This is a genomic window from Shewanella sp. ISTPL2 (assembly GCF_013283205.1).
Lineage (GTDB): Bacteria > Pseudomonadota > Gammaproteobacteria > Enterobacterales > Shewanellaceae > Shewanella > Shewanella oncorhynchi.
Genome location: NZ_JAAPAV010000001.1, coordinates 490,253 through 507,786, shown reverse-complemented (window position 1 = coordinate 507,786; position 17,534 = coordinate 490,253). Strand labels below are relative to the sequence as shown.

At 45.4% G+C, this 17,534-nt stretch carries 14 protein-coding genes and 3 tRNA genes; 5 read left to right on the top strand and 12 right to left on the bottom strand.

The genetic code is table 11. From position 1 onward, the window contains the following. Positions 1–29: 29 nt before the first annotated feature. The 12 genes from hflX to orn all read right to left on the bottom strand — a co-directional run bounded on the left by hflX (position 30) and on the right by orn (position 10,508). Entirely contained in the window at positions 30–1,337 is a 1,308-nt protein-coding gene (gene hflX / locus HUB64_RS02265; protein ID WP_028761769.1) for a ribosome rescue GTPase HflX, read from the bottom strand. Positions 1,338–1,360: 23 nt separating this feature from the next. After that, positions 1,361–1,633, bottom strand: a complete 273-nt coding sequence (gene hfq, locus HUB64_RS02260; protein WP_006084207.1) for an RNA chaperone Hfq — start codon at positions 1,631–1,633, stop codon at positions 1,361–1,363. A 93-nt stretch (positions 1,634–1,726) separates the two neighbouring features. Continuing rightward, positions 1,727–2,653 carry a tRNA (adenosine(37)-N6)-dimethylallyltransferase MiaA gene (gene miaA, locus HUB64_RS02255; RefSeq protein WP_173496271.1) on the bottom strand — a complete coding sequence of 309 codons (927 nt, stop codon included), beginning with the start codon at positions 2,651–2,653 and terminating at the stop codon, positions 1,727–1,729. Then, entirely contained in the window at positions 2,646–4,562 is a 1,917-nt protein-coding gene (gene mutL / locus HUB64_RS02250) for a DNA mismatch repair endonuclease MutL (RefSeq protein ID WP_173496270.1), read from the bottom strand. The genes miaA and mutL overlap by 8 nt, the downstream gene beginning before the upstream one ends. Positions 4,563–4,572: 10 nt before the next feature. Further along, a complete protein-coding gene (locus HUB64_RS02245; protein WP_173496269.1) occupies positions 4,573–6,030 on the bottom strand; it encodes an N-acetylmuramoyl-L-alanine amidase in 1,458 nt (485 codons plus the stop codon). A gap of 8 nt (positions 6,031–6,038) precedes the next feature. Further along, positions 6,039–6,497, bottom strand: a complete 459-nt coding sequence (tsaE, locus tag HUB64_RS02240; RefSeq protein WP_028761764.1) for a tRNA (adenosine(37)-N6)-threonylcarbamoyltransferase complex ATPase subunit type 1 TsaE — start codon at positions 6,495–6,497, stop codon at positions 6,039–6,041. A 102-nt stretch (positions 6,498–6,599) separates the two neighbouring features. Beyond that, positions 6,600–8,084, bottom strand: coding sequence for an NAD(P)H-hydrate dehydratase (locus HUB64_RS02235; RefSeq protein ID WP_173247561.1), 1,485 nt, complete (start codon positions 8,082–8,084; stop codon positions 6,600–6,602). Between the two features lie 268 nt (positions 8,085–8,352). Then, positions 8,353–8,808 (bottom strand): hypothetical protein, encoded by a 456-nt coding sequence (locus tag HUB64_RS02230; protein ID WP_028761762.1) that lies wholly within the window; start codon positions 8,806–8,808, stop codon positions 8,353–8,355. Positions 8,809–9,461: 653 nt separating this feature from the next. Next, positions 9,462–9,537, bottom strand: a tRNA-Gly gene (locus HUB64_RS02225). A gap of 42 nt (positions 9,538–9,579) precedes the next feature. Then, a tRNA-Gly gene (locus HUB64_RS02220) sits at positions 9,580–9,655 on the bottom strand. 42 nt (positions 9,656–9,697) lie between these two features. Beyond that, positions 9,698–9,773 (bottom strand) — tRNA-Gly (locus tag HUB64_RS02215). A gap of 189 nt (positions 9,774–9,962) precedes the next feature. Then, entirely contained in the window at positions 9,963–10,508 is a 546-nt protein-coding gene (orn, locus tag HUB64_RS02210) for an oligoribonuclease (RefSeq protein WP_131523968.1), read from the bottom strand. A gap of 112 nt (positions 10,509–10,620) precedes the next feature. On the opposite strand from orn, the gene rsgA reads away from it, so the two are divergent. The 5 genes from rsgA to HUB64_RS02185 all read left to right on the top strand — a co-directional run bounded on the left by rsgA (position 10,621) and on the right by HUB64_RS02185 (position 17,523). Next, entirely contained in the window at positions 10,621–11,685 is a 1,065-nt protein-coding gene (rsgA, locus tag HUB64_RS02205) for a small ribosomal subunit biogenesis GTPase RsgA (RefSeq protein WP_105250279.1), read from the top strand. Between the two features lie 62 nt (positions 11,686–11,747). Further along, entirely contained in the window at positions 11,748–12,626 is an 879-nt protein-coding gene (gene asd / locus HUB64_RS02200) for an archaetidylserine decarboxylase (protein WP_173496268.1), read from the top strand. Positions 12,627–12,632: 6 nt separating this feature from the next. After that, positions 12,633–13,514, top strand: coding sequence for a DMT family transporter (locus tag HUB64_RS02195; protein ID WP_173496267.1), 882 nt, complete (start codon positions 12,633–12,635; stop codon positions 13,512–13,514). A 68-nt stretch (positions 13,515–13,582) separates the two neighbouring features. Beyond that, positions 13,583–16,786, top strand: a complete 3,204-nt coding sequence (locus HUB64_RS02190; protein WP_173497872.1) for a mechanosensitive ion channel domain-containing protein — start codon at positions 13,583–13,585, stop codon at positions 16,784–16,786. 14 nt (positions 16,787–16,800) lie between these two features. Then, entirely contained in the window at positions 16,801–17,523 is a 723-nt protein-coding gene (locus HUB64_RS02185) for a glycerophosphodiester phosphodiesterase family protein (RefSeq protein ID WP_173247567.1), read from the top strand. Positions 17,524–17,534 lie beyond the last annotated feature (11 nt).

Here is a 17,534-nt window from a genome sequence, read left to right as displayed (position 1 = left end):
TCCATAAGTGGATGAAATAAATTAGATTATTAACAAACAGCTTCATCTATCGAATCTTCGAAGATGAAGGTTTCTAACTCACCCTGACTCTGTTTTGTTAATCGGCGCCAATCGGCGTCCGATAAACGAACAGACAAAATACAGTTCCCCAGATCGTCGTACTCTTTCTGCTGTATCGCATCCAGTCGATAAAACTGGCCAAGATAATGTCCAGCAGTTGCCGGAATTCTAAGTGTTAGCTCTTTAATCACCTCACCAATAAGCTCAGTGATGGCTTTCAATAGCAAATCAAATCCTAAACGCTTCTGTGCTGAAACCCAAACTCGAACGGGTTTGCCTATGTCGTTATATTCAATTCTTGGCGTCACATCCTCGAGTAAATCGATTTTGTTACAGACCACAAGTTGCATGACTTCATCGGCTTGGATGTCTTTCAGTACAGATTGAACCTGATCAAAATTATCCGCCATGTTTTCATCTGCACAATCAACTATGTGTAGTAATAACTCAGCTTGCCTTGTCTCTTGTAAGGTTGCCTTAAATGCAGCAACGAGATCATGGGGCAAATGACGAATAAACCCGACAGTATCCGCTAATATCACGGCACCATCAGGTAAATCTAACTTTCTTAGCGTAGGATCGAGTGTGGCAAATAGCTGATCTGCAGCATAAACATCAGATGATGTTAGGGCATTAAACAGCGTTGATTTACCCGCGTTTGTGTAGCCGACTAATGAAACTGTCGACAAATCACTACGCTTACGTGCACGTCGACTCTGTTCACGTTGCTTATCAACTCGCTCTAAACGTTTGTTGATATTTTTAATCCGTCCTCTGAGCAAACGTCTATCGGTTTCGAGCTGGGTTTCCCCTGGACCACGTAAACCAATACCGCCCTTTTGCCTTTCAAGATGCGTCCAACCACGGATCAGGCGAGTCGACATATGGCGCAATTGCGCTAGCTCCACCTGTAACTTACCTTCGTGAGTTCGCGCTCTTTGGGCAAAAATATCGAGAATAAGTGTCGTACGGTCAAGCACTCGACACTGACACACTTGCTCAAGATTACGCTCTTGGGCTGGACTCAATGCATGATTAAAAATCACCACATTGGCTTCAGTCGCCGCCACTAATGCAGCTAACTCTTCGGCTTTACCAGAACCCACAAAAAATTTGCGATCCGGTGAACGTCGACTTCCAGTAATCACCCCGACTGATCTTGCCCCAGCTGATTCTACTAATAGCTGCAGCTCGACTAAATCTTCTCGGCGTTCCTCATCGGAAAAGTCGATATGGACAAGAACCGCAGTTTCTCCCGCCTCATAACGATCAAACAAGAAGCAAACTCCTCAGATAATACTTATTCGCCACTAGGCGCATCATCTTGAGCACCATATCCGCCTTGGGCATTTTGGTGACCAGTAACGTTGAATGGGCGTGCTGGCACTACAGTAGAAATAGCGTGTTTATAAACCATTTGGCTCACTGTATTTTTCAACAGAATGACAAATTGATCAAACGACTCTACCTGTCCTTGGAGTTTAATGCCGTTAACCAAGTAAATTGATACAGGAACGCGCTCGCGACGCAATGCGTTCAAAAATGGGTCTTGTAAAGATTGCCCCTTAGCCATTTTATTATTTCCTTTTTTAATTTATATAAAATAAATCGATATCAGTGATAGTTTTTTGTTTAGTTTTAGTATTATACAGCAAGGGCTAATAAGCTAGCGGCATTGACGCATAAGTATAACTAAATTCCCCTCAGCACCACTTTCAAGCCAATTCAACTCTGGCCAACTCCGCAACCATGTTAATTGACGCTTAGCCAATTGCCTAGTAGCAGCAACCGCTTTTTCGACCATAGTATCATAGTCAAACTCACCATCTAGGTATTGCCAGCACTGTCGATAACCGACACAACGCATTGAAGGCAAGTCTAAATGCAAGTCTCCGCGGGCTTTTAGCTCTGTGACTTCCTCAATAAAGCCCTGTTTGAGCATAATCGCAAAACGTTGCGCTATTAAGTCATGTAACACTTTGCGCTCGCGCGGTGCAATAGCAAACTGCACTACGTCATAAGGCAAGGGAGCTGACTTGGTCTGAGTCAACTCAGTCATGCTCTTGCCGCTTATTCTATAGACTTCCAGCGCTCTTGAAAGTCTTTGTGGATCATTAGGATGAATTCTTTCTGCCGACACGGGATCTATCTCCTTTAATTGGTCATGCAGTGCTTCCCATCCCTTTTCATCCGCCTCCGCTTGGATCTCGGCCCTAATGGCCTCATCCGCACTCGGCAAAGGTGACAAACCTTCGAGTAACGCTTTGAAATACATCATGGTTCCGCCAACTAATACTGGCGTTTTCCCCATGCTGACAATCTCTTCTATCTGGGCTATTGCATCGGCTCTAAAGTCGGCTGCCGAATAGCTTTCACTGGGATCTCGAATATCAATTAATCTGTGCGGCCCGCGAGCCAGTTCGTCTGCTGAAGGCTTGGCACTACCAATGTCCATACCACGATAAATTAATGCCGAATCGACCGAAATAATTTCACAGTTATGCTTTTCGGCCAATTCTAATGCTAAAGCTGTCTTACCTGAGGCCGTTGGCCCCATCAAAAATAACACTTTAGGCTGTAATTCTTTATTCACTTGCTTGCTCTTCTAGCCACGATTGCCAAGGTAAGAATATCGCTTTGTAGGCAATAAGCTGTTTTTTCTCTTCAGCTAACTGCGAAAATGCTGCCCAGACTTCTGGTGCCGAAACGAATCCCGTTAAACTGTGTTTTGCCAACCAAAATGCCAATGCGCTCGGCGCAGGTGTTTCAAAACGCAGCGATTGTAGCCACTCAGGGATCACTTTGGCTAACTGGCTCTCTCTGATATATGGGGGCACTTTTTTAATAATCAACTGCTGGTAACGAATTGTTAGTTCTAAACCTAATTGGCGGATCAGCGTGTCGTGTTCAGTGAGCACAGCCTGCCAATCCGCATCAGCCGCGACAGACACTGGCATCAATAAAGGCTGACCAATTAACCCCGTCGCTAGTTTAGCTTCAATCTCTTGGCATCGCGTCGCCAATGCTACTGATTTTATTGATAATAGACTGAGTTTATCTTCCGACGTCATCACCCAATATTGCCCATCTAATATCGATGGCATAGGTAACACAGACTGATAATCTTGATCTTTTACACTGTAAGAAGGGGTTTGCAGTAAAGCACCATAACTTGCTATTGCCGCCTTTGACGGTAATTCAGTACGTTGTCGAGATTCACCTACAGAATAACTGCCACGGCTGCTGTCTCTTGGCATTGTCATGCTGCCAAAAGCATTGGTTTGAGTGCCAAAACTGGCGCCTTCTCGTCCTGCGCCTAGAGACTTTACTTGAACTGCAGGGGCTACTGAATCTTGAGCAGACTCAAGTGTATCAGTTTGCGCATTAACTAGAGCTGAATCAGCGCCAAGTGCAAAAGGAACAGATATTTCAGCTGCGCTTGTTGGAGCATCCACAAACACATCTTCAACCTCATCCAAAGAACTAGAGTGAACGAAGTTGAGCTCTCCTGCTTCTTCCAGCGCCGATTGCAATGCTTGCAGAATATAATCATGCACATAGCGACTCTGATGGAATCGCACCTCATGCTTAGCGGGATGCACGTTAACATCCACTTGATGGGGATCGATATCCAACATCAGCACGTAGCCGGGTTGCTCAAGTTCTGCTTTTTGGGCAAAGGCTTGACGCACTGCATGATTGACTAAGCGATCACGGATAAGGCGTCCATTGACATAAAAGTAATGGGTATCGCTGATAACCGGTGACCAAGGTGACTGCAAATAGCCACTGAGGCGTAAATCATCGTGTTGGCATTCAATCTTAAGCGCTTGCTCGGCAAATGAACGGCCACACACTTGCGTCAAACGCTGTAAATACTGGGCTTCATTCATGGCAGGACGATAATTACGTACTGTCTTGCCGTTATGCGTCAACGTGAAATGAATATCGCCGCGCACTAATGCAATGCGCTTTAACCATTCATCTATATGGGTAAATTCGGTTTTGTCACTCTTTAAAAAGCGTCTGCGAGCCGGTGTATTAAAGAATAAATCCACCACTTCAATCGTCGAACCTACTGGATGCGCGGCGGGCATCACTTTAACTGCCATGTCGGCACCTTCAGCATGGGCTTGCCACGCTTCGGTTTGCTCAGCCGTGCGTGAAGTTAAAGTTAAACGTGAGATTGAGCTGATACTGGCTAGCGCTTCACCACGGAAACCAAAACTAAGGATTGCTTCAAGATCGTCTAAGGTGTGTAACTTTGAGGTCGCATGGCGCGATAAGGCTAGCGCAAGTTCATCTTTAGGTATGCCAGATCCGTTATCGCGAATTTTAATCAGCTTGCTACCACCTTTGTCGATTTCAATATCGACTCGGCTCGCTCCTGCGTCGAGGCTATTCTCGACCAATTCTTTGACTACGGAAGCGGGTCTCTCAACCACTTCCCCCGCCGCAATTTGGTTGGCTAATTGCGGAGGCAGGATCTGAATGCCCATCATGCTTTCCTATTTAACTCTGGGGTATGACTAGCGTTTGCCCTAACTGCACCACATCGGACTTCATTCCATTCGCTTGTTTGATGCTGGACATAGGCACACTGTAACGTTGCGCGATTGCAGATAAAGATTCCCCACGACGGACCTTATGTTTAACCTTTGTCGATACTGCATCACCAACATAGGCAGTAGGCGTTCTTTCAGTTGACGTTCTTTCCGCTGATGCTTTTGCTGTGGTTTTGGCCGGCTTAGCACTGCTAGAGCTTCCTCCCCTTCTTTGGGCAAGCAAAGTATCCGCTGGCGGATTGTTGTGATAGTAACGGCTCACACCCTTATAAATAGCATTGGCAATGCTCTCTTGATGGCGACTACTCGACAGTAAACGCTCTTCTTTAGGGTTTGAAATAAAGCCCGTTTCAACCAAAATTGAAGGAATATCCGGTGACTTCAGCACAGCTAAACTCGCGGACTCAGGGCGACTTTTATGCAATTGAGTCACGCCACCTAAATCTTTTAAAATATCCCCCGCAACAGAATGGCCAATTGCCATCGAACTGTTCATTGACATATCGAGCAGCGTCATAGCCAAATACTGTTCATTATCCGTGTTTTGGATAATTTCCCCCGCACCGCCCAGCAACTCAGAATGCTTCTCTTTTTGCTCTAACCAACGACCAATTTCACTATTAGCACGACGCATTGATAGCACCCATACGGAGGCGCCACGTGGATTGGGCGAGGTAAAGGCATCCGCATGGATAGAAATCAGCAGATCGGCCTTACTGTTGCGCGCCAGTTCAGAGCGTTTATTTAAATTCACAAAATAATCACCAGTACGGATCATCACAGCACGCATGCCTGGCGTGTCATTGATTTTGCTGGAAACACGTCTGGCGATTTCTAGGGCGACCTTTTTTTCATAAACACCAGAAGGACCAATGGAGCCAGGATCGTCGCCACCATGACCCGCATCAATAGCAATGACAATATCGCGGGATGATTGCGCCGCTTGGGTGACAGTTTTAACGGGTGTAGATGACACGATAGCCGTTGCAGTAGTTAACGTTTTATCTTCTAAATCAACCACTAGACGATTGCCATAGGGCGCAGTAACAGGCAAAGAAAACAAGCTTGCATTCAATGGTTTTACGAGATCGATCACTAAACGCAAATCACCTTTAGTCGGTGACTTACTGACCCGCACGCCCTTAACCAACTTACTGTTGTTTTCAAGATTTTTAAGCACAACTTTAGCAGTGGTCTTTTTTAAATCCACCACTAAACGATTAGGGCCATCTAAAGAGAAATAGGTGTAATCAGGCACTCCACTCAAGTCAAACACGATTCGAGTTGACTCAGGCGCAGCCCAAATACGTACGCTTTCTAACTGATTAGCAGCATGGGCCACCACAGAGAAAAAAGAACACAAAGAAAGAATAATAATTTGAAAATACGGGTTATTTTTTATCATTTTAGTTTTTATTTTATCGCTTTTAATAACTTTTCACCTGGCTCAGACAAGGCCTCTATGCGTATTTCTCGCCCACTATTTTGATAACTTAAATGCATATGGACATCGGCAGCGGGCAGTAAACCCTCTCCCTTATCTGGCCATTCAACAATGCACAGACTCTTATCCGTAAAGTAATCACGGATCCCCATAAACTCGAGTTCTTCTGGATCGTTTAAACGATACAAATCAAAATGATAAACTTCGACACCTTCTAATTCATAAGGTTCAACTAAAGTGTAAGTCGGGCTTTTAACGGCTCCTTTATGGCCCAATCCCTGAATTAAGCCACGACTCAGCGTCGTTTTACCGGCTCCTAAATCACCCGTAAGATACAGAGTCAAAGGCGCTTGGACATGGCGGGCTAATTTTTGCCCAACCGCAATAGTGTCGTCTTCGTTGTCTAAGAAAAAAGTTAACTCTGTCATATCCGCTTATATCACTGCTGTTATTGATGGAGAAGCGACTCAATCCTAAAAAGGCACAGGGCACATAACAAAGTCCAGCCCCACTTAAGTCTCACATTCCGCCTAGAGTAAATCACTATTCACTAATTGGCGAATAAAAGGCATTAAATCGCTCGCTAACATGCCACGTTCTCCCTGTATTGCCGCAAGATCGGCAGCGCAACCATGTACGACTACGCCAAGCACAGTTGCCTGCATATTATCCATTCCCTGAGCCATGAGCGCGCCTATAATACCAGATAACACATCGCCACACCCACCACTGGCAAGCCCAGGGTTGCCGACTGGTGCCACTACCATTTGCTGACCATCAAAAATGACCGTTCCTGCGCCCTTTAGCAATACAACACCGCCGTACTTTTGCTGTATCGCGCGAACAGCGGCAAATCTGTCCTGTTCAATATCGACCACGGTACAACCAAGTAAACGCGCGGCCTCACCCGGATGTGGTGTTAATACCCAATTCGTTTGGCGCCTTGGTTCATTACTGAGCAGATTCAACGCATCGGCATCTAAAACACAAGGCTTATCGCTCAAGCCCACGGCTTTAAACAAATTATACCCCCAGTCATGCTTACCTAAACCAGGGCCAAGCACGATAACCTGCGCCCAACCAAGGCGCAGATACACTTCCATATCGACTAAATCACAACCCCAAAACATCAGTTCAGGACGGGAAACATTCACCGTCAGTTGATGCTCAGGTCGACTGATCACAGTGACTAATCCCGCGCCTGCACGTAGGCAAGCCTCACTTGCCAGTCTCACAGCCCCTGCCATGCCTATATCACCGCCGATGACAGTGACTTTACCCGATTGGCCTTTATGGCTATCCCTTGCTCGGGCGGCAAAATAGTCCTTAAGAGTCTCTCTTCCTACTCTTTGTGCGCTCACTTCAGCAAAGAAAGGCGTTAATCCTAAATCTGCAAATTCAAGCTCACCACTGTAATGCCGTGCCTTACCCGTTAACACACCTTGCTTTAAACCACCAAAACATAAGGTGATATCCGCCATCACAGCAACACCTACTACGGCGCCTGTATCAGCAATAACTCCAGAGGGTAAATCAAGACTCAATACCCAAGCCGAATTGTCATTGATGGCACGGATATATTTAGACATATCGTCGCGTACAGCATCATGTACCCCCGTACCTAACAGACCATCGACTATGATTTTCGCTGCGAGAATAGGTTCAACCTCTAACGGCAGTAATTTTCCACCTTCAGCAAGATAATGAGTCAATGCTTGCTGACACTCAGGCGTGCCTGCCGCTGACGTCATCATCACAGAAACGTCCATACCACTGGCACGGGCTAGACGGGCGCACACTAAAGCATCGGCACCATTGTTACCGCTGCCAGCAAGGATTAACACAGGTAAGACTTTGGAGCTATGTTTCGCTAAACACTCAAAAGCCGCCGCGCCAGCACGCTCGACCAATTCATAGAGACTAGATACTCCCTGAGACACTGCACTCAGTTCAGCTTCGCGAACTTGTGTTTGGGTGTATAGAGCTTTGGGAAATTGCGATAGATCTTGTGCCATGAAGGATCTCCTTAGACACCAATGACTCCATTTCATAATGAGTAATCTCACCATAGAAGTCTTGGCAGAATTGAGCAAGGCCAATAAAAATCAGCCAATAGATCAAGAAAGTAGCAAAAAAAGCAGCGAGAAATTATGACGTAAATCAGTTCAGGCGCAGAAACCCGCCCAAATGGAGCAAAGTAGAGTAAAAGTGGCCGATACAAAGTCGACATAAAAACCAAAGCCAGCACTGGGCTGGCTTTGAGAATCAAGAAGAAATGACGGTTTAGATATCGTCCATCCGAATCGTACTATGGACTAGACGTTGCTGCTGAGTTTTCTCTACTCGGATCAAATTGGCTAACGCATTGCGCGCATCTTCCGCCGTGGTTGAGTTAACTGTTTTTTCTAACAAACCAATCAGACGATTCTCTAGGTCTAAATGTAAGTTGAGCACATCATCTTCATTCATGTTTGCGGGCAACATAGTATCTTGGCAACGCTTAGTAAAGTCTTCAAAAGTGAAGTCTTTATACCAAGTATCAAGAATACGATGTGGTGCTTCATCCATATAATCACGCAGTTTTTCTGCCATGGTTTTTTGGTGTGATTCAAAATACTCCAACATCATTTTCACACGAGCCGAGTCAGCTTGATTGTTGAGTCGGCCATAGAGTTGCGCCATATCTAAGCGGCAATTTGCCACATACTCGAGTAGATCACGTAATTGTTGAATACGCATATAATGCACTCCATTGTCAGGCCAACTACTTGGCGCTATTAATTTTGTCTAATTCCATTATGTGAGTAAAAGCGTTAAGAATATTTGAACAAGGTCATAATTTAACTTTCACGCAGCTATCTAATTTAGGAAAACTTGAAGAAACACGCTATAGATCACGCATCTAAATCCTATCACACTGTTTTATATAAAAGAGAAAAGCCAAAAGAGATCTCAACGCACTTTTCCCAAAGGGTATTCGTAAGTCTTTGGTTGTGCATGGTGAATCTGAGATAGAGTGCTTGAGGTAGATGGCAGTGAATCAAGACAAAATATAGACGAACTAATTGAGGGAATGATGTGAAAAAGTAGCTGTTGGGGAGTTTAACGGAAGTACAGCGAAATGATTTTGATAGGGAGAGGTTCGAGCAATGATCTATGCTTTAGTCAACGGCTAAGCATTATAAGTGATAGCAATATGAGCAACACGATTGAAATGATGTTGGATAAAATAATTTTGGAGGGATTTATCGAAATTGGAGCGACATGATTTTGATCAAGAGCGGTTCGAACCGATGACCTATACCTTGGCAAAAAAAGAAGGTATCGCCATATCAAGTCCGCAACTGATCTAATGTCAATTGAGTAATCTGATAGTGGAATATTTAGGAAATTGGAGCGACATATCGGGTTCGAACCGATGACCTATACCTTGGCAAGGTATCGCTCTACCAACTGAGCTAATGTCGCATAATCTGTACTAATGATTTGGTAAATCACTAAGTTTTAATTTGGAGCGACATATCGGGTTCGAACCGATGACCTATACCTTGGCAAGGTATCGCTCTACCAACTGAGCTAATGTCGCATAATCTGTATTAATGATTTGGCAAATCACTAAATTTTAATTTGGAGCGACATATCGGGTTCGAACCGATGACCTATACCTTGGCAAGGTATCGCTCTACCAACTGAGCTAATGTCGCTTTTTGCATCGCTGCTACATTTGCCTTCAACATTAACAAAGGTATCGCCTTTAACCTTTATCAACTGAGCTAATGTCGCATTCAATCTAAATGACCGTACATCTCTGTTCGCATCAAAAAGTTGAGGCCGCATTATATGAAAAATTCATGCGGCTGCAACCCCTTCTTGCATATTTATCTACTGATCGGTCAAATTTTAAATACTTTGCTGCGATAATACTGTAATTCAGCGATCGACTCTTGGATATCCTGCAGGGCTTGGTGGGTATTTTGCTTCTTAAAACCATCCATCGTTTCTGGACTCCAACGCTTCACTAGCTCCTTAATCGTACTGACATCCACGTTGCGGTAGTGGAAATAATCTTCCAACTCGCGCATATAACGATTTAAGAAGCGTCTATCTTGCCCAATGCTGTTACCACACATTGGAGAGGCGCCCTTAGGAACATACTGTTCTAAGAAGGCAATCGTCTTAGCCACGGCTTGCGCTTCGGTTTCTTGGCTAGCACGAACGCGATCAATCAACCCTGACTCACCATGGTGCTTTTGATTCCAATCGTCCATGGCGGCCAGCACATCATCTGACTGATGAATCGCGATAACCGGACCTTGACCGATAATATTGAGTTCTTGATCTGTCACTAAAGTGGCAATTTCAATGATCCTGTCGACGTCGGGCTCTAACCCTGTCATTTCCAAATCGATCCAAATGAGATTATTTACATCTGCCGTCATAAATCAGCCTTATCGTGTCAGTTAGCCTAAATTCAGGCTTTTTTATTCAAGAGCGTGTATCATACTGCTTTTTTCCAACACAAAAAATCACCTAATTGACGAAGACGAATCAGTGAGTAAAAAGAAACCCCTAAGCCAAGGTCAATTACGCCGTATGCGCGCTAATCACGAGAAGCGACTCAATCGTGATAGTGGCGATAAAAATACGCCAGAGTTACAGGATAGTTCATTGGGGCAAGAACAGCCCGGTACTGTGATTTCACGTTTTGGCCAACATGCCGACATAGAAACTGAAAGCGGCCAAATTGTGCGCTGTAATATTCGCCGTGCCGTCACCAGTTTAGTGACTGGCGATAAAGTGATCGTACGCTTAGCCATTGAGAGCCAAGCCAATAGCGGCATCGCAGGTATTGTTGAAGCCGTTCATCCACGTCGCTCATCACTTACACGCCCAGATTTATACGATGGCGTGAAAATCATCGCCTCGAATATCGACCAAATTTTGATTGTCTCCTCGGTATTACCCAGCTTTACCACCCAGATCATCGACCGTTATTTAGTGGCCGCTGAAGATACCGATATTCCGCCTATCATCATTTTGAATAAAATTGACTTGCTCAATCCCGATGAAGCGCAGGCAATCGACGAAGCGCTACAGCGCTACAAAGACATTGGCTATCCGGTTTATAAGGTCAGCAGCAAGCTCGGTGATGGTATCGATACCATCAAAGGCATACTCAAAGATAAAGTCAGCGTGTTTGCTGGCCAATCTGGTGTGGGTAAATCATCAATAATCAATGCATTACTACCCGATGCAGAGCTTATTATCGGTGATGTTTCCGATAACTCAGGTTTAGGTCAACACACCACCACCACAGCCAAACTGTTGCACTTGCCTAGTGGCGGCGATTTGATTGACTCCCCAGGCGTGCGCGAGTTTGCCCTATGGCATCTTCCTGCACAACGTGTCGGCTGGTGCTTTATCGAGTTTCGCGAATATCTGGGCGCGTGTAAATTCCGCGATTGTAAACACGGTGACGATCCCGGCTGTGCACTGCAAGAAGCCCTGAGCCAAGGTAAGATCAGCGCAGATCGCTTTAATAATTACCATAAAATTATCGCCAGCTTAGATGAACAACGTCATGCCCGCCATTTCCGTGCGGCCACTGATGAATAACGACTTATTGATAAATAACAACAGTCTCAGCAAAGATTGAGCAGTAAGAAAAGGAATTGAAATTGGATAAAGTCAAAATTGCGCTGCAGTACATGCTGCCGAAACACTTATTATCTCGTTTAGTGGGTAAACTCGCCGCCGCCGAAGCGGGCTCGTTAACCACGGCCGCCATCAAGTGGTTTATCAAGCAATATAAAATTGATATGAGCGAAGCGGCGCAGAGTGAGCCTGAAGCCTATAAAAGCTTTAATGCTTTTTTTACCCGCGCCCTCAAACCCGGTATTCGTCCGTTAGATATGGACGCCGATATCATGGTGCATCCCGTCGATGGTGCGGTAAGTCAGTTAGGCCCCATCAAAAACGGTCGCATCTTCCAAGCTAAGGGTCATCACTATTCATCGTTAACTTTGCTTGGCGATCAAGCCGAAGATGCTAAACGCTTCGAAGGCGGTGATTTTGCGACTATCTATCTGGCGCCTAAAGACTATCACCGTATCCACATGCCGATTAAAGGCACGTTATCAAAAATGACCTATGTACCTGGCGAACTGTTTTCGGTGAATCCGTTAACGGCGAGACACGTACCCGGTCTGTTTGCCCGAAACGAACGCGTTGTGGCGATTTTTGAAACCGAATTAGGTCCATTGGCCATGGTATTGGTTGGCGCAACGATTGTTGCCAGTATTGAAACCGTATGGGCTGGCACAGTCACGCCGCCGACAGGTAAGCAAGTCTTCACTTGGGAATATCCAACCCAAGGCCCAGATGCCATCACCTTAGACAAAGGTGAAGAAATGGGTCGCTTCAAGTTAGGCAGTACTGTAGTGATGTTGTTTGCTAAAGATGCTATCGCGACCTTTGCTGAAGGTGTCGAAGCCGAAGCAGTGACTCGTATGGGACAAGCCTTCGCTAACCTGAAAGACATTAAGCAAGCGGATTAAGCTTTCTTGAGTTCTGCTAAACCTTCGGGATTAATTGAATTGCACCTGGCTGTGCTGCTATTTGGCGGCACAGCTTTGTTTTCTAAATTAATCCCGCTCAGCGCCCTCGACATCACCTTCCTACGCTGTATCGTCGCCGCCACTGTGTTAGGTTTGCTAGTCAAATTCAGCCGCAAACGTTTAACGCTGGCAAGCAAACAAGATTATCTGGTCGCCATCGGGCTTGGGGTTATCGTCAGCCTGCATTGGGTGACCTATTTTGCGGCCATGCAATTATCGTCGGTCGCCATTGGCATGATTGCGTTTTTCACCTATCCGGTGATGACTATCATTGCCGAGCCGTTGCTGACAGGTAATAAGATAAAATTACACGATATGATCAGCGGTGTATTAGTGCTGATTGGGGTGATATTACTGATCCCTGAGGCCAATTTAGGTAACGACACTACGCTGGGCATTGCCATCGGCATAGTGTCCGCCATCTTGTTCACCACCCGTAACTTATTGCACAAACGCTACTTTTCCCAGTACAGCGGCCCCCATGCCATGTTCTATCAAACTTTGGTCGCTGTGATGTTCCTGATGCCGTGGCACCAAACGGAACTGGGCAGTATCTCATTAGAAGTGTGGGGATTAATTATTTTGCTCGGCGTAGTCTTTACCGCAGCGCCACATGCGCTATTTACTTCTGCGCTGAGGCAACTGAGCGCCAAAACGGTTGGGTTAGTCTCTTGCTTACAGCCTTTTTATGGCGCCATGTTAGCACTGATCATTTTAGGTGAAGAGCTCAATCTCAACACCTTAATTGGTGGCACTATCATAGTCGCGACCGCCATCTTCGAAACCCATCAATCGCACCAGTCACAGCGGCGAAAAAAGAACGCCTGAAACATACCAATCTCAACGCAATTTGGCTAATATGGAGCGTCTTTCGCCCCTAAATGTCTTTAGCCTATATGCCACGTATTTTATTGTTCATTATTGCTTTTTTCACATTTTCCGCACTTGCCAATTCGCCTTTGCAATTGGACAAACGTCTTGGCATGAACAAGCAAGATCAGCAACAAAATCTCAGCATTGACGAACAAATTAACGAACTAAAAATTAACATAGAAAAACTCGCCGCCAACGCAGCCAGTTTCCAACAAGCGCAGATTGATTTTGAGCAACATAAGAAGCGCACTAACCAAGCGCTGAAAGACGCCTATAAGCCTTTATCACTGGAAAAAGGTACTGACCTCAGCCAGCAGGCTTCCATGGCCTATATTCGCTTGTCTGAACTTAAAGAAAGCGAATCCACCCTTGGTCGACAAGTTAACGATTTATTGCTACGTCACAATGACTTACCTACCGTTATCGCCAGTGCGAGGCAAACTGTCGCCCAAAACAAAAAAGCAGAATTCGCCCCGCTAGATACCCCAACGGGAGAGTTACAGCAAACTCAACGACTCTTCTTTGAACAAAGCCTTGCCACCGATGAAGCAGAACTTGCCAGCAGCCAAAAACGCATTGAACTGACGCAATTACAATTACAGCTAGTCCGCCAACAACTGGTGCAGCAAGAAGCCTTGATCGAAACCATCAACAAGGCAATCAATAAACAACGTCAGCAACAAACGGATGCCACCCTAGCCAAAAATTTAGTTAATACCGAAAAAGTCATCGATCCTATCACCCGTAATATTGCCGACACTAACCAGATTTACGGCCAAAAGCTGCAAACGTTAACTCTGCAGATCAATAATGTGGTCGAACAGCAGGAACAGGCTGAAACCCAATATCAATCCCAAGCCAAACAACTGGCAAACATCCAAGAGCAGATCACTTGGGTCAAAATGAACTCCGCCTTTGGTGAGCGCTTTTTGCAGATGTTGCAATCACTGCCTAAACCACCGAATCACGAAAAACTGCAAACGCTGATCGCCGATGCGCGCTTAGACAGATACCATTTAGAGCAGCAACAAGCCCTCAATGAGCAAGAATTAGAACAACCCGGCTTATACAATGAGCAGCAGATTAAGCTCTTACACTCGCAACAGAGTTTGATCTCGCAGTTGATGCAAAGCTATGACCAATACTTAAGTGAATTAGGCAAGCTGAAGGTCAATTACCAACAACTGAGCCAACAGAATCTCACCCTCAAAAATACCCTTAACGAACATTTATTCTGGGTGCCTAACGCTGCAAGTATCAGTAAGTTATGGCTTACGGATCTTGAGCGCAGCACGGTTTGGCTTGTGCAACAAGCACAGTGGGATGAACTGGGAAAAGCCTGGGATGAACAAAACGATTATTGGTCTTGGTGGATCATATTGCTGGTACTGTGTTTAGTCGTACAAGACTTGATCACTCCTAAATTCAATCGCTTGCTAAATCATTACACTACTTATGTGGGCAATGTGACCCAAGATAAATTCATTTACACTCTCAAAGCGCTCGCCTGCAGTATCAGCTATGCGTTGATAAAACCTTTCCCAGTGATCATGGCGGGATTGATTTTCTATCATTCCGATCGCAATTTTGTGCAAGCAGTGGGTATGGGCATACTGGCGATTGGTTTAGTGTATCTCTTATATCGCTTTATCTTTATTCTGACACTCGACAAAGGCGTACTCGTGGGCCATTTCAAACGCCCCTCAAAACTCATCCAAGCGGGACAATCACGGCTCAGACACTTTGTGCTGATTGCTAGCCCATTATTGGGTCTGATGGGCTTTACCGAAGTACTCGACACATCACTGGTGCGTAATAGCATAGGCCGCGGCGCATTCATTATTTTCTGTATCGTTTTATTCTTGTTATACAAAGATATTTTAATCCTGAGCCGTAAAAACTCAGATGCAAAAAAAGACGGTAAAAACAAAAAACTCATTCAGAAAATGCTCTGGACCTTGCTGATTTCTGTGCCGCTTTTAAGCGCAGTGTTAGCCTTTAGGGGTTACTACTTCACCGCTTTCCAAATGCTGTTACAACTGCAATTATCTATCGTGCTGGGTCTGGGTTTCTTGCTCTTATACCAATTGATCAAACGGTGGATGTTAATCGAACGCCGCCGTATTGCCTTCGATCGCGCGAAGGCAAAACGTGCAGAGCGCTTAGCACAAAGGGAAAAAGGCGAAACACATCACCCTTCCGTCGATGGACTCGATACCTACGAAGAACCCGTAGTCGATCTCGAAACCATTTCGAGCCAATCCCTTGGCCTAGTGCGTTCACTCTTGTTATTGGCCTTTTTAGCCAGTTTGATTGGTCTGTGGACTCAAACCCATACAGCGCTGTTTTCTTTCCTCGATGGCATTACGCTGTGGACGACCAATACCAGTGTGAATGGCTTAGAGCAACAATTACCCATTACCATGAAGTCACTGATGTTTGGACTGATAGTGGTGGGTTTCTCGTTAATGATTGCCACCAATTTACCCGGCCTACTTGAGCTAATGATCCTGCAAAGGCTTGATCTCTCGCCCGGGACAGGTTTTGCGATCACAACCGTCAGTCGTTATCTGGTGGTTTTCCTCGGACTATTAATCGGCTTCTCTAATCTCGGGATGGAATGGTCTAAGTTGCAATGGCTGATTGCCGCACTGTCTCTCGGTTTAGGTTTTGGTCTGCAAGAAATTTTCGCCAACTTTATCTCAGGTTTGATCATTTTGTTTGAGAAACCCGTGCGGATTGGCGACACAGTGACAATTCGTGATTTAACAGGGACAGTCAGTAAAATCCAAATTCGGGCGACCACCATTATTGACTGGGATAGAAAGGAAATTATCATTCCGAACAAGGCCTTTATCACAGAGCAGCTGATCAACTGGTCCTTGTCAGATCCTATTACTCGGGTCATTGTTTATGTGTCGGTGGCGCGGGATTCAGACCCGGCCAAAGTTGAAGCGACCCTGTATCAAGCGGTGCAAGAGTGTGAAGATGCACTTGCCAGCCCAGAACCTGAAGTCTGGTTTGCCGGCTTTGGTAAACATACCCAAGATTATGAAGTGCGCGCCTATGCGAAAGATATGTCGGCACGCTGGCCACTGCGCCATGATTTACATAAACGAGTGACTAAAAAACTCAAAGAAAACAATCTCGAACTCGCCTACCCGCAGATGGAAATCCATATTAAGAATGGTCAAAATCGCGAGCAACAAGGCATTATTAGAAGCTAATAGGATCGTAGACCATGCTTATTTTTGCTCACCGCGGCGCCAGCGGTTATCAGGCCGAAAATACCTTAGCCGCCATGGCTAAAGCGTTAGAATTGGGTGCGCAAGCCGTCGAACTCGATGTACATAATGTCGAAGGTGAGTTAGTCGTATTTCACGACAGACGACTCGATAATAAAAGCTCGGGCACGGGCGTCATTCACTTAGTGAGCAAGGACTATCTAGCAAGCATCAATGTGAAAGGTGAATCCATTCCGACGCTATGGCAAGTACTTGAGCTGATTGCGGGGCGCTGCATAGTCAATATAGAGTTAAAAGGCATTAATACCGTCACGCCGTTAATCGACTTATACCCAAAGGCTATGAGTCAGCTTGGATTTACGAAGGAGCAGTTACTGATCTCTTCCTTTAATCACCCCTATCTACATGAACTTAAACAGGCGTTGCCGGATGCGTTAGTCGCACCGTTGCTTGCCAGTATTCCACTCGATGGGGCTGCCGTGGTAAGCGAACTGAATGCCTATTCATTGCATTTAGATGTGAGTTTTATCAGCCAAGCGCTAGTAGACGACGCCCATAACCGAGGTGCCAAGGTTTATGTTTATACTGTCGATCATATTGATGATATTCATGCACTTAAGCAGATAGGCGTCGATGGCGTGTTCAGCAATTACCCCGATCGCGCCATGCAAGCCTTAACTCAAAAGGCAATGGCCAATTACTCTGGCTACTTTGAGTAACGGCCAAAATA

Excerpts from the sequence above, each read along its gene's own strand:
- hfq (WP_006084207.1), bottom strand. The coding sequence starts at position 1,633 with ATGGCTAAGGGGCAATCTTTACAAGACCCATTTTTGAACGCATTGCGT.
- mutL (WP_173496270.1), bottom strand. The coding sequence starts at position 4,562 with ATGATGGGCATTCAGATCCTGCCTCCGCAATTAGCCAACCAAATTGCG.
- HUB64_RS02245 (WP_173496269.1), bottom strand. The coding sequence starts at position 6,030 with ATGATAAAAAATAACCCGTATTTTCAAATTATTATTCTTTCTTTGTGT.
- tsaE (WP_028761764.1), bottom strand. The coding sequence starts at position 6,497 with ATGACAGAGTTAACTTTTTTCTTAGACAACGAAGACGACACTATTGCG.
- HUB64_RS02235 (WP_173247561.1), bottom strand. The coding sequence starts at position 8,084 with ATGGCACAAGATCTATCGCAATTTCCCAAAGCTCTATACACCCAAACA.
- HUB64_RS02230 (WP_028761762.1), bottom strand. The coding sequence starts at position 8,808 with ATGCGTATTCAACAATTACGTGATCTACTCGAGTATGTGGCAAATTGC.
- orn (WP_131523968.1), bottom strand. The coding sequence starts at position 10,508 with ATGACGGCAGATGTAAATAATCTCATTTGGATCGATTTGGAAATGACA.
- HUB64_RS02190 (WP_173497872.1), top strand. The coding sequence starts at position 13,583 with ATGCCACGTATTTTATTGTTCATTATTGCTTTTTTCACATTTTCCGCA.
- HUB64_RS02185 (WP_173247567.1), top strand. The coding sequence starts at position 16,801 with ATGCTTATTTTTGCTCACCGCGGCGCCAGCGGTTATCAGGCCGAAAAT.